General features: G+C 53.0%; 10 protein-coding genes and 2 tRNA genes. 6 read left to right on the plus strand and 6 right to left on the minus strand.

Annotated features, from left to right (window positions below):
• Positions 1-732: a LytR/AlgR family response regulator transcription factor gene (locus L383_RS11965; RefSeq protein WP_023331023.1), complete on the plus strand. Its 732-nt coding sequence runs from the start codon at positions 1-3 to the stop codon at positions 730-732.
• 31 nt (positions 733-763) lie between these two features.
• Here the strand turns inward: L383_RS11965 and glk are convergent, their stop codons facing one another.
• Positions 764-1,729, minus strand: coding sequence for a glucokinase (gene glk, locus L383_RS11960; protein ID WP_014884719.1), 966 nt, complete (start codon positions 1,727-1,729; stop codon positions 764-766).
• 205 nt (positions 1,730-1,934) lie between these two features.
• Between glk and L383_RS11955 the strand changes: the two genes are divergently transcribed.
• A complete protein-coding gene (locus tag L383_RS11955) occupies positions 1,935-3,170 on the plus strand; it encodes an ion channel protein (RefSeq protein ID WP_023331024.1) in 1,236 nt (411 codons plus the stop codon).
• Here the strand turns inward: L383_RS11955 and ipdC are convergent, their stop codons facing one another.
• The gene (ipdC, locus tag L383_RS11950) at positions 3,171-4,829 is read right to left on the minus strand and encodes an indolepyruvate decarboxylase (RefSeq protein WP_023331025.1); all 1,659 of its coding nucleotides are present in this window, start codon (positions 4,827-4,829) and stop codon (positions 3,171-3,173) included. It lies immediately after the preceding gene.
• A gap of 184 nt (positions 4,830-5,013) precedes the next feature.
• On the opposite strand from ipdC, the gene mgrA reads away from it, so the two are divergent.
• Positions 5,014-6,012: an L-glyceraldehyde 3-phosphate reductase gene (gene mgrA / locus L383_RS11945; protein WP_023331026.1), complete on the plus strand. Its 999-nt coding sequence runs from the start codon at positions 5,014-5,016 to the stop codon at positions 6,010-6,012.
• Positions 6,013-6,139: 127 nt separating this feature from the next.
• The gene (locus tag L383_RS11940; RefSeq protein WP_023331027.1) at positions 6,140-6,490 is read left to right on the plus strand and encodes a DUF2502 domain-containing protein; all 351 of its coding nucleotides are present in this window, start codon (positions 6,140-6,142) and stop codon (positions 6,488-6,490) included.
• A 40-nt stretch (positions 6,491-6,530) separates the two neighbouring features.
• On the opposite strand, the gene L383_RS11935 is transcribed toward L383_RS11940, so the two are convergent.
• Positions 6,531-7,769, minus strand: a complete 1,239-nt coding sequence (locus tag L383_RS11935) for an Nramp family divalent metal transporter (protein WP_014884724.1) — start codon at positions 7,767-7,769, stop codon at positions 6,531-6,533.
• Positions 7,770-8,115: 346 nt separating this feature from the next.
• Between L383_RS11935 and L383_RS11930 the strand changes: the two genes are divergently transcribed.
• Entirely contained in the window at positions 8,116-9,303 is a 1,188-nt protein-coding gene (locus tag L383_RS11930; RefSeq protein ID WP_023331028.1) for a NupC/NupG family nucleoside CNT transporter, read from the plus strand.
• A 45-nt stretch (positions 9,304-9,348) separates the two neighbouring features.
• On the opposite strand, the gene L383_RS11925 is transcribed toward L383_RS11930, so the two are convergent.
• The 3 genes from L383_RS11925 to L383_RS11915 form a co-directional block, all read right to left on the minus strand.
• Positions 9,349-11,538, minus strand: coding sequence for a sensor domain-containing phosphodiesterase (locus L383_RS11925; RefSeq protein ID WP_023331029.1), 2,190 nt, complete (start codon positions 11,536-11,538; stop codon positions 9,349-9,351).
• 215 nt (positions 11,539-11,753) lie between these two features.
• Positions 11,754-11,829: transfer RNA gene (locus L383_RS11920), tRNA-Ala, on the minus strand.
• Positions 11,830-11,870: 41 nt separating this feature from the next.
• Positions 11,871-11,946, minus strand: a tRNA-Ala gene (locus L383_RS11915).
• Between the two features lie 217 nt (positions 11,947-12,163).
• On the opposite strand from L383_RS11915, the gene L383_RS11910 reads away from it, so the two are divergent.
• Complete coding sequence (locus L383_RS11910) at positions 12,164-12,526, plus strand: YfeC-like transcriptional regulator (RefSeq protein WP_023331030.1); 363 nt, start codon at positions 12,164-12,166, stop codon at positions 12,524-12,526.

The following is a 12,526-nucleotide window of genomic DNA, read 5'->3' on the forward strand; positions in this document are numbered from 1 at the left end:
ATGAAAGTCATTATCGTTGAAGATGAAATTCTGGCTCAACAGGAGCTCACCTGGCTCATCAAAACCCACAGTCAGATGGAGATTGTGGGTATCTTTGACGATGGGCTGGACGTGCTGAAATTTCTGCAGCATAACCGGGTCGACGCCATTTTTCTGGATATTAATATTCCTTCGCTGGACGGCGTCTTGCTGGCGCAAAACATCAATCAGTTTGCCCACAAGCCGTTTATTGTGTTCGTTACCGCCTGGAAAGAGCATGCCGTTGAGGCCTTCGAACTGGAGGCGTTTGACTATATTCTGAAACCTTACCAGGAGTCGCGGATTGTCAGCATGCTGCAAAAGCTGGAGGCCGCATGGCAGCAACAGAGCGCTCCGGTCAACGCCAGCCCGACGGTACGGGAAAACGACACCATTAATCTGGTCAAGGATGAACGCATCATCGTGACGCCAGTGAATGATATCTACTACGCCGAAGCGCATGAGAAGATGACGTTTGTCTATACGCGGCGGGAATCGTTTGTCATGGCGATGAACATTACCGAATTCTGCGGCAAGCTGCCGTCGGCCCACTTTTTCCGCTGCCACCGTTCGTTCTGCGTGAATTTAAATAAGATCCGCGAGATCGAGCCGTGGTTTAACAATACCTATATTTTGCGTCTCAAGGATCTGGATTTTCAGGTGCCGGTGAGCCGCAGCAAGGTGAAAGAGTTCCGTCAGCTGATGCACCTGTAAAACGCCCTCTCCCGGCGGAGAGGGCTCTGTGTCAGAGGATTTGCCCGAGAACCTGACGCAGATGGGCACCCGAACCCAGCAGGCCAGGGTTATCATGCACGATAAGATAAACAGGAATATCCTGCACGTAGCTTCTGAAGCGTCCTTTATCTTCAAACCCACCGCGGAAACCTGAAGCTTTAAAGAAGTCGAGGAAGCGTGGCACAATCCCGCCTGCAATATAGACCCCACCAAAGGTGCCCAGCGTTAGCGCCAGGTTGCCGCCGAAACGCCCCATGATGACGCAGAACAGCGACAGAGCACGGCGGCAGTCGATGCAGCTGTCCGCCAGCGCTCGTTCGGTGACGTCTTTCGGCTGCAGGTTTTCCGGCAGACGACCGTCTGATTTCACAATCGCGCGGTACAGATTCACCAGTCCCGGACCTGAAAGGACGCGCTCGGCAGAGACGTGGCCGATCTCAGCGCGTAACTCTTCGAGAATAATGCCCTCTTCTTCGCTGTTTGGCGCAAAGTCTACATGACCGCCCTCACCCGGCAGGCTTACCCAGCGCCGATCAACATGCACCAGATGCGAAACGCCCAGGCCCGTACCGGCACCGTAAACCGCAATAGGCTTTCCCTCGACCGGTTCAGCGCCGCCGAACTGGATCAGATGCTCTGGCTTGAGCATCGGGATCGCCATAGACACGGCGGTGAAGTCGTTGATGATTTCCAGATGCGCAAAACCGAGGTTCTTTTTCATCTCTGCAATAGAGAATGCCCAGGTATGGTTGGTCATGGCGACCCAGTCGCCAGTTATCGGGCAGGCAATGGCAATGCAGCCATCCTCGACGCTCACCTGATGTTCATCCAGATAGACGCGGACAACGGCCTCAAGGCTGGGATAATCCAGCCCCGAGTAGGTTTTCGCCCGGGAAATTTCACCGCTACTTACATCGCATAATGCGAGGCGCGCGTTCGTGCCGCCCACATCACCTACCAAAGCATACTTTGTCATTCTTCTACTGCTCCGCTAAAGTCAGAATAAATCTTTGGGACACTGTAAATTCAAGGCGTGATAACAACAACGACTGGAAGGTGAATGCCCATGGATTATCGATCTTCGTCACAGAATAACTTTACCGTTTCAGCACCTTTTGCACTATTGCCATAAAGCTGATTGTGCAGAGTAACGTTATACCGTTTTGTACAAGGAAATCATCATGCTCCACCCGCGAGCCAGAACCATGCTGTTGCTGGCAATTCCGGCGCTCATCATTGGCGTGGCGTCAAGCCTGGTACTCATTGTCGTGATGAAAGTCGCGTCGGTGCTGCAAGCCCTGCTATGGACGGCGCTTCCGGCGAAACTGGGGATCACCGCTGATTCTTCAGCGTGGATCATTTTGATGCTGACGTTAACCGGTATTGCGGTAGGCCTGGTGATCCGATTCAGTCCCGGCCACGCCGGACCGGACCCGGCGCTGGATCCGCTGATTGGCGCCCCGGTTCCGCCCTCTGCGCTGCCGGGGTTGATCATCGCGTTAATTGTGGGCCTGGCGGGCGGCGTCAGCCTCGGACCCGAGCATCCCATTATGGCGGTGAATATTGGTCTGGCGGTGTTCCTGGGCTCACGCATTTTACCGCGCGTGGGTGCGCTGGACTGGACGATCCTCGCCTCCGCAGGCACCATCGGGGCGCTTTTCGGCACGCCCGTCGCTGCCGCGCTGATTTTTTCACAGACGCTTACCAGCAACAATGATGTCCCGCTCTGGGACAAACTGTTTGCTCCCCTGATGGCCGCGGCGGCGGGCGCGCTAACAACCAGTCTGTTTTTCCATCCCCACTTCTCCCTCTCTCTGCCCCACTACGGAGAGATGCGAATAGCGGATATTTTCAGCGGTGCCATCGTCGTTGCAATTGCCATCGCGCTGGGGATGGTCGCGGTATGGTGTCTGCCGCGCCTGCACCGGCTGGTGCATAAACTCAAGCATCCGGTGTTGATTCTGGGCACAGGGGGATTGATCCTCGGTATTTTAGGCACCATCGGCGGGACGGTGACGCTGTTTAAAGGCCTGGACGAGATGCAGCAGCTGGCATTCAGTCAGGTATTTAGCGTTTCCGATTATCTGCTGTTTGCCGTCATCAAACTGGCGGCGCTGGTCGTCGCGGCTGCGTGCGGTTTCCGCGGTGGACGCATTTTCCCGGCAGTCTTTGTCGGCGTGGCGCTGGGGCTGATGTTGCACGAACATGTGGATGCGGTTCCGGCGGCAATTACCGTCTCCTGCTCGATTCTGGGTCTGGTTCTGGTGGTGACGCGTGACGCATGGCTGAGCCTGTTTATGGCGGCGGTTGTGGTGCCGGATTCGACGCTGTTCCCGCTGCTCTGCATCGTGATGTTGCCCGCCTGGCTCCTGCTGGCGGGCAAACCGATGATGATGGCCTGGCGAAACGATAAGTAATCAGGCGCTGTTGCGCGCTTCCAGCGCTTTGGTGAGCGCGCTCAGCAGCGGCGGTATGTCGGATTTCGGCAGCATGACCTCGATCAGCGAAAGCCGCTCGTGGTGCGCCACTTTTTCCAGCACATCCACCAGCTCACCCGCCTCACTCACCTGCCAGCACTCGGCCTGAGGCGCGAGACTCAGCGCCTGAGGAAGGTGCGTCCAGTTCCAGAGCGCAATATCGTTATACCGTTGCTCCGGCCCATGGATGGCCCTTTCGACCGTGTACCCTTCGTTGTTCAGCACCAGAATGATCGGACGTTGTTTATCACGCAACATCGACCCGAGCTCCTGAATAGTCAGCTGCGCCGCGCCATCCCCCGTCAGCACTATCACACGCCGGTTCGGGCAAGCCGTTTGCGCGCCAAACGCTGCGGCCAGCGTGTAGCCGATCGACCCCCACAGCGGCTGGACGATAAAATTCACGTCAGCCGGAAGGCGCAGGTCAATGGCGCCGAAGGCCGACGTTCCCTGATCGGCAAGGATGATGTCTCCTGGGCGAATAAACGTTTGCAACGTTTTCCAGAAATTCTCCTGGGTCAGCGCGCCCTCCGGCTGAGGGAAGCTCATTGCACGATGGGAAACTGGCGCAGGTTTATCATGCACATGCTGTTTGCACAGTTCCACCAGCGTTTCGATTGCCTGAAGCATCGGAATGCCGGTAAACCATACGTCACCGACGCGGGCAGCGTGAGGCTGAACTTCTATCGTTTGGGCCGAGGTTAGCTGATGGGTGAAACCGGCGGTGAGGGTATCGGTAAAACGGGTGCCGATGCACAGTACCGTATCCGCCCCTTCAATCGCCTCTTTTACCGGGCCGGCGCTTGCCGAGCCGCTGTATGTGCCGTAAAAACCGGCATGACGTTCGTCGAATATCCCTTTACCCATTAGCATCGTGGCGTGCGCCATCGGCACGTCCTTCACCCACTTCTGTAGCGCATGCTTGTGTCCATGGCGCAGAACAAGGAAATCAGCTAACAGCGCGGTGCGCTTGCTGGTTGCCAGTTTATTTTCCGCAGCATCCCGAAACGCTTTCAGGCAGGCACTGTCGGCATGGGCATGGTGAAGTGTGAGAGCGTTTACAGGAGACGTGGCGGCTTTTTTTGCCACGTCGGCAGGTAACATCAAATAGCCGGGGCGACGCTCCCGGAGCATGGTGGTTAGAACCCGGTCGATTTCATAGCATGCGTTTTGTTCGGTCAGGATCGCCTGAGCGACGGTAATCGGCTCGCTCATATGATAAAAATGGCGGAACTCCCCATCACCCAGCGTATGGTGCAGCAGTTCCCCTCGTTGCTGTGACGCCGTCCCCGGCGCCCCGACAATATGCAATACCGGAACGTGCTCGGCATAGCTTCCCGCGATGCCATTCATGGCACTTAACTCGCCTACACCGAATGTTGTGAGCAGCGCGGCGAAGCCCTTACAGCGGGCATATCCGTCAGCAGCATATGATGCGTTTAATTCGTTGGCACAGCCCACCCAACAGATGTCGGGGCTGTCTATTACATGGTCGAGAAACTGCAGATTATAGTCGCCCGGCACGCCAAACAGATGATCGGCTCCACAATCAGTAAGACGGTCCAGCAGGTAATCGGCGACGCAGTATGGGGTACGCATGAACAGGTATCCTTCTAATGTTGACCTCACTTTGAGTATTAGAGAAGCGTGATGGCTGTCCAGAATCAGCGGTAAGAAGGGTATGGAAAGAATGCTTTACAAAAAAGGCTGCGCTATGCTGCTTTTTTTCACGTTAATGTAAACGCATACACTGATTTTTCTCATCTGCGCACGAGGTCATAAAATGGGTTATCAGCCGGATAAAAATCGTTACCAGACAATGCAGTATCGTCGCTGCGGTCAAAGCGGGCTCAGGTTGCCCGTCATATCGCTGGGTCTGTGGCATAACTTTGGGGACGCCACGCGTCTCGAAAACAGCCGTCAACTTTTACAGCGCGCCTTCGACCTGGGTATTACGCATTTCGACCTTGCCAATAACTATGGTCCTCCACCGGGGTCGGCCGAGCGTAATTTTGGGCGTATTTTGCAGGAGGATTTTCTGCCCTGGCGCGACGAGCTGATTATCTCCACGAAAGCGGGATATACCATGTGGGAGGGCCCCTACGGCGACTGGGGATCGCGCAAATATCTACTGGCAAGCCTGGATCAAAGCCTGAAACGCATGGGGCTGGAGTATGTCGATATCTTCTATCATCACCGTCCTGATCCGGAAACCCCGCTGCTGGAAACCATGAAAGCGCTTGACCATGTGGTGCGCCAGGGAAAAGCGTTGTATGTCGGGTTATCCAACTATCCTGCAGCGCTGGCGCGAAAAGCGATTGATATCCTGAATGATCTTGGTACGCCCTGCCTGATCCACCAGCCGAAATACTCCATGTTTGAACGAGGACCGGAAGGGGGTTTACTGGCCGTGCTGCAGGAAAAAGGCGTGGGCTGTATTCCCTTCTCGCCGCTGGCGGGAGGACAGCTCACCAACCGATATCTGAACGGTATTCCCGCAGACTCCCGTGCGGCAAGTGGCAGTCAGTTCCTCAACCCGGATCAGATCACTGAAGAGAAGCTGGAAAAAGTGCGTAAGCTCAATGCCCTGGCGGAAGGCCGCGGCCAGAAGCTGTCGCAGATGGCGCTGGCCTGGGTGTTACGCCATGAAGCAGTGACGTCGGTGCTGATTGGGGCAAGTCAAGCGGCTCAAATTGATGACGCCGTTGGCATGCTGGAAAACCGCCATTTCTCCGCGGAAGAGCTGAACCTTATTGAAGAAATCCTGAGCAGCTCAAAATAAAACCGCTTTTAGCAAAAAATGCTCTGAGCCTGGAATTCGGAGTTGAGGCGATGAAACGAGGCTTTACCAACTCGTAATATTGCGTTAACAGGCCCCACAAAGGCCCCGATCGTGAAGGAGAAAGAGTATGTTCAGGTCACTGATTCTTGCAGCGGTATTACTGGCTTCCGCCCCGCTGATCGCCACTGCGGGCGAAATCACCCTGTTGCCATCAGTAAAACTACAAATTGGCGATCGTGACGACTACGGCAGATACTGGGACGGCGGCTACTGGCGCGACCGTGATTACTGGCATCGTCACTATGAGTGGCGCGGAGACCGCTGGTGGAAACACGATAACGGCAGACACCGCGGCTGGTATAAAGACAATGCCTATGAACGCGGCTACCGCGAAGGCTGGAACGATCGTGACGACCGCCGCGGTGGCTGGGGTCACGGCCCAAAAGGACACGGTGGTCACGGCCACGGTCGTCATTAATGTAAAATGTAAAAAAGGAGCCTTTCGGCTCCTTTCTCTTTTATAACCCCAGCGCTGTGCCAATCAACAGCCATAAATTTAGCGCCACAACCACTACTACAATTGCCCATCCTGTCCGTTTCACCAGCGTCGAGTTAACCAGATCGCCCATCAGGGCTGGATTGCTGGTAAAAATCAGCAGAGGAACCAGCGCCAGTGCGATACCAAAACTCAGCAGCACCTGACTCATCACCAGAATTCGCGTGGGATCAAGCCCCATCAGAATCACAACAAACGACGGCAGCATGGTGACGGAACGACGAACCCACAGGGGAATATGGAAGCGCACAAATCCCTGCATCACCACTTGCCCTGCCAGCGTGCCCACCACCGTGGAAGAGAGACCGGCAGCCACCAGGCTCAAACCAAAAATCGTGGCAGCAGCATGGCTCAGTAACGGCTCCAGCGTGAGATACGCCTGGTCGAGATCGGCAATACCGGTATGACCGTTAAAGTGAAAAGCGGCAGCTGCGGTGGCCATCATCGCCAGGTTCACAAAACCCGCGATGGTCATGGCAATCGCCACATCCCATTTGGTTGCCGAATAACGTTCTTTACGCGTCCCACCGTGAAGATGCTGGGTCAGCGAAGAGTGCAGATAAATGACGTGTGGCATAATGGTCGCCCCAAGTACCCCGGCAGCCAGGAAGACGGCTTCCGACGTTGGCAGGCTGGGGATCACCATGCCTTTACCAAGCTGTACCAGGTTTGGCTGGGAGAATATCAGCTCGACAATATAGGCCGCCGCGACAAACAGCAGCAGACCACCAATCACCTTTTCAAGCGGCTTTTGCCCCCGACGCTGTAACATCAGGATCAGGAAAGTGGCAATCCCGGTCAGGACCGCCCCTTGCAATAGCGATACGCCCAGAATCAGCTTAAAGCCGATCGCCGCACCGATAAATTCAGCGAGATCGGTTGCCATGGCGATGATTTCAGCCTGCACCCAGTAGAGCCAGACGGCCGGACGTGGGTAGTGGTCGCGGATTTGTTCTGCCAGGTTTTTGCCCGTAGCAATCCCCAGTTTTGCTGAGAGCATTTGAATCAGCATCGCCATCAGGTTCGCCCAGACGACCACCCACAGCAACTTATAGCCGAAGCTGGCCCCGGCCTGAATATTGGTCGCAAAATTACCCGGATCGATATAGCCAATGGCAGCAATGAACGCAGGTCCCATTAATGCGAACCGCAGCTTGCGCGCCGCTCTGCCACTGCTACCCTCTACGCGACTGTTAGTCATTATCTGCCTCTGGAAATATAGCCTTTGCTATGTTTAATGCTATCAAAATGAGAATGATTATCAAGATCATTTAAGTGGTTAAACATGATTTCTCTGATAGCTAAGAACGATAGATGGGCAGGTGGTGCGACATCACAGAATGTGAAAATGCGCAGTCATTTGTGAAGCGTAGCACACAAACTTAACTTTTCACTCATTTACCTAACATAACGAAAATGTATTGTGGATCACTATTTTTGAGACTCGTCACAGGATGTAACTATAGTGTGTCCTTGATCTCGTTTTCTTTTCGCTTGTTGCATAGAATGTGCACGAAAATTAAACCTGCCTCATATTTGGAGCAAATATGGACCGCGTCCTTCATTTTGTCCTGGCACTTGTTGTCGTTACTGCACTCGCATTGCTGGTCAGCACAGACCGCAAAAAAATTCGTATTCGTTATGTTGTCCAACTGCTGGTCATTGAAGTTTTACTTGCGTGGTTCTTCCTGAACTCCAACGTAGGTCTCGGCTTCGTAAAAGGCTTCTCCGAAATGTTCGAAAAACTGCTCGGATTCGCCAACGAAGGGACCAACTTTGTCTTCGGTAAAATGAACGACGAAGGTCTGGCATTCTTCTTCCTGAAGGTGCTGTGCCCAATCGTCTTCATCTCCGCGCTCATCGGTATTCTACAGCACATCCGTGTTCTGCCGTTCGTGATTCGTGGAATTGGTTTCCTGTTATCCAAAGTCAACGGCATGGGCAAGCTGGAGTCTTTCAACGCCGTCAGTTCCCTGATCCTCGGTCAGTCTGAGAACTTCATCGCGTATAAAGATATTCTCGGCAAAATGTCGCGTAACCGCATGTACACCATGGCGGCAACCGCAATGTCTACCGTTTCCATGTCTATCGTGGGCGCGTATATGACCATGCTGGAGCCAAAATATGTTGTCGCTGCGCTGGTTCTGAACATGTTCAGCACCTTTATCGTGCTGTCGCTGATCAACCCATACCGCGTTAACGCCAGCGAAGAGAACATCCAGATGTCCAACCTGCACGAAGGCCAGAGCTTCTTCGAAATGCTGGGCGAGTACATTCTGGCCGGTTTCAAAGTGGCGGTTATCGTTGCCGCCATGCTGATCGGCTTCATTGCGCTGATCTCTGCGCTGAACGCCCTGTTCGCCGCGGTGCTGGGTATCTCCTTCCAGGGTATTCTGGGCTACATCTTCTATCCTGTTGCCTGGGTGATGGGTGTTCCGGCTCACGAAGCGCTGCAGGTGGGCAGTATCATGGCAACCAAACTGGTTTCTAACGAATTCGTTGCGATGATGGATCTGCAGAAAATTGCCAGCACGCTTTCTCCGCGCGCGGAAGGCATCCTGTCCGTGTTCCTGGTCTCCTTCGCGAACTTCTCATCCATCGGTATTATCGCCGGGGCGATTAAAGGCCTGAACGAAGAACAGGGTAACGTAGTTTCACGCTTTGGCCTGAAACTGGTGTACGGCTCCACTCTGGTGAGCGTTCTGTCCGCGTCCATCGCAGCGCTGGTCCTGTAACGTTTACTGCAAAACAAAAAACCGGGAGCAAGCTCCCGGTTTTTTTTATGCCCGAATTTCTTCCAGCGGTTTGGGTTTACCTATCAGGTAGCCCTGCAGGTAATCCACGCCGAAGCGAAGCAACATCTCTCGCTGTGCGGGTGTTTCGACATACTCCGCCACCACACATAGCGATTTCGTCTTCGCCAGATTACACATCGACTGGACGATCATCGCATCCATGTCATCAGTACAAATGTCTTTAACAAAGCAGCCGTCAATTTTGATGATATCCGCCTGCAGACGTCTGAGACGCTCGTAGTTGGCGTACCCCGTACCAAAATCATCAATAGCAATCCGGAATCCACAATCCCGCAGTTGCTGAATATTATTGATGCTGCAACCTGAATTGGAGAAAGCCTGCTCTTCGGTGATCTCAATGACCACGGTTTGAGGGGCAACGCCGTACCGTTCAAACAGCGCACAAATCTCGGTCGCTACCTCTTTTTGCATCAGCGTGAGCGGCATCAGATTGACGGAGAAACGGGCCCCAGGCTGCGTCGCAGGATGATCGCGCAGCCACAGCAGTAATTTTTCCATAACGCACATATCAAACCGGTGGCTAAGGTTGAACTGGGCAATCAGCGGAATAAAGCGATCAGGGGTGATGATTTCGCCCTCGCTCTCCATACGCGTCAGAATTTCGTAGTAACCGCTACTGTCTGCCTTCTGGATCGGTTGCGCGTATAAATGGAACTGACCCGCCTCCAGGGCATGCTTAATCCGCGCTAACATCAGGACGCGCTCTGTTGTTTGTCCTGATGCAGCCTCCAGGCTATTCGTCAGCGCAAGTACGTTCTGTCCTGCACAAGATTGCTCAGCCAGCCAGCTTAGTTGCCCCAGCGTGTGATGCAATTTTTCACCGTTTTCGACCATCCCCCAGGAGGCACCAAACTCAATATCCAGCCCGGTGTTGTTCCAGAAAATTTTCCGGCTGTTCAACCGATCAACCATATGCTGGAGACGCTCAGCAATTTCCGGCCCCAGCAAGACCACCACCAGCTCGCTTCCGGGCAACTGGAAGAGCATCTCGTCCTTTTGCAGAAGGGGCTGCAGCGACGAGGCGATCGTGCGTTTGCAGTGGACCCGCATCAGGATCCCGTAATGGCGGCTCAAAAATTCCAGGTTATCCATGCGCAGAATGCACACTTTGGCATCCTGGTGAATCTCAAGATACTCCTCCAGCGCACGGATATTGGGCAAACCGGTCAGCGGATCGGTCAGCGCTCTGCCCTGCCATCCCCGCTTCAGCCACTCGCTACGCTGGTAAATCCGCGACATGTAAAGCAAGCAGATGGCAAACGAGATCAGCACGGACAGGATAAAGGAGAGTGAATGGCCCGACTCCACACCATTCAGGAAGTTATAGTTGTAGGTCAACAGCAGAAGCGCTGAAGCAGCCCAAAGCAGAGAGATAAGTGCATAGGTCAGGCGGCTTATCGCTAAGGTAAAGAGAATAAAAATCAGCGGCATTAAATAGCCCGCTATAACAGGGGATTCAAAAGGGCCACATAAAACAGCGAGAATGAAGCCTAGAAGCATGAGCCAGACAAATATAAACAATGAATTCTTATGGAAAAAAATGGGCTTCACGCTTCGTCGCCAGAAGGTAATGGCATAACGAGGATTAATTATCATTCTTAACGGGTAATAGAACATCATGGTAAAAATCAGCGCCGCGCCTATCAGACTTTGAATATCCACGACGTTATAAATTACCGTCCCTTCACCGAAGAAGGTGGAGATAGTTACCGGGAAATCAAACAAATAGCCCGCTAAATACATCGACATTTTAATGCCGAGTGGCACAATAAAACCGAGCCAGAATATCCGTAATCCAATGTGCTTGTTAGGAATGCAGTAGCGCCAGCGCCTGCCCAGCATGATGCGCAACAGGCCGCACGCCGCGAACAACGCAAAGGTCTGACAAAACAGCAATACTGAATATTGTAGCGGTGCTAAATTAATATAGAATAAATTAGTGACAGTAAAACCTAACAGAATGGGAAGAATTGCCCGACGACCAAATAACAGAATTACCGCCAGCATAACGCTCAGGGGTAACCACGCTAAATAAACGTCGTGACCATTCACAATCGCGCGCGGGGAGAGATAACGGGAGAAAGGAACCGCGATCAGGCATATCGCCAGGGCAATTATAAATATCTTTACATTATTGTACGTTTTTCTATTCATTAAGCTGATGCGATTATTATCCGTTCATATCATTGACCGGATGGATAATAGGTTTATTAATTGTGCGAATCAAGTTGAAGTCTATTTATGGACAGGTTTATTGATTTCGATTGAGGTCAGGTACAGGAATACCTTCTTTTTGATAACAAAATGCGGTGGTGAACGTTACAAACAGATAAAAAAAACCCTCGTCTTTTGACGAGGGTTTAAAATTTTGGTGGAGCTAAGCGGGATCGAACCGCTGACCTCTTGCATGCCATGCAAGCGCTCTCCCAGCTGAGCTATAGCCCCACATGTGACTTTACTGACCGCACTCTGTTGGGTTCAGAGTTTGGTGGAGCTAAGCGGGATCGAACCGCTGACCTCTTGCATGCCATGCAAGCGCTCTCCCAGCTGAGCTATAGCCCCATCGTAAAGCTGTCATGTTGACGGGCGGCATAATATGAATTCCGCCGCGGAGTGTCAACGGCAAATTCATTGACCGTGATTCAATCGCCGAAAATTCATGCAAATGAATCACTTTGCGAGCCTGCTCGCAGTCATGAGTTAAGCCTGTCACGTTTTCACGTTAAACGGTGCTATAAAATGAGCCGTTAATTAACCCCACGAATATTCAGGAAATTGTATGATCAAGGAACGAATGACGCCGGAAGAGTTAGCCCTGCTCACCGGCTATAGCCGACAGACCATCAATAAATGGGTACGCAAAGAGGGTTGGATAACGTCACCAAAACCAGGCGTCCAGGGGGGCAAAGCACGCCTGGTACATGTGAATGAAAAGGTGCGTGACTTTATCCGCAGCGCGCGGCGGGCAACGGAGACATCCGCAATGCCTGACGGCATCAGCAATGTGCGTTCGCTTCATACCCTCCTCCTGACGCTGGCAAATGAAATGACGCCAGAAGAGCAGAAGCAGATGACATCACTGTTACTGCGGGAAGGGATTACCGGTTTGTTACAACGCCTGGGAATTCGCGACCAGAATTAA

Origin of the sequence: Enterobacter sp. MGH 37 (genome assembly GCF_000534515.1) — a bacterium.
Taxonomy (GTDB): Bacteria; Pseudomonadota; Gammaproteobacteria; order Enterobacterales; family Enterobacteriaceae; genus Enterobacter; species Enterobacter kobei.

Coding starts and splice junctions, on each gene's coding strand:
- L383_RS11955 (WP_023331024.1), top strand. CDS start 1,935: ATGCTCCACCCGCGAGCCAGAACCATGCTGTTGCTGGCAATTCCGGCG.
- glk (WP_014884719.1), bottom strand. CDS start 1,729: ATGACAAAGTATGCTTTGGTAGGTGATGTGGGCGGCACGAACGCGCGC.
- ipdC (WP_023331025.1), bottom strand. CDS start 4,829: ATGCGTACCCCATACTGCGTCGCCGATTACCTGCTGGACCGTCTTACT.
- L383_RS11940 (WP_023331027.1), top strand. CDS start 6,140: ATGTTCAGGTCACTGATTCTTGCAGCGGTATTACTGGCTTCCGCCCCG.
- L383_RS11910 (WP_023331030.1), top strand. CDS start 12,164: ATGATCAAGGAACGAATGACGCCGGAAGAGTTAGCCCTGCTCACCGGC.
- L383_RS11930 (WP_023331028.1), top strand. CDS start 8,116: ATGGACCGCGTCCTTCATTTTGTCCTGGCACTTGTTGTCGTTACTGCA.
- L383_RS11965 (WP_023331023.1), top strand. CDS start 1: ATGAAAGTCATTATCGTTGAAGATGAAATTCTGGCTCAACAGGAGCTC.
- mgrA (WP_023331026.1), top strand. CDS start 5,014: ATGGGTTATCAGCCGGATAAAAATCGTTACCAGACAATGCAGTATCGT.
- L383_RS11935 (WP_014884724.1), bottom strand. CDS start 7,769: ATGACTAACAGTCGCGTAGAGGGTAGCAGTGGCAGAGCGGCGCGCAAG.
- L383_RS11925 (WP_023331029.1), bottom strand. CDS start 11,538: ATGAATAGAAAAACGTACAATAATGTAAAGATATTTATAATTGCCCTG.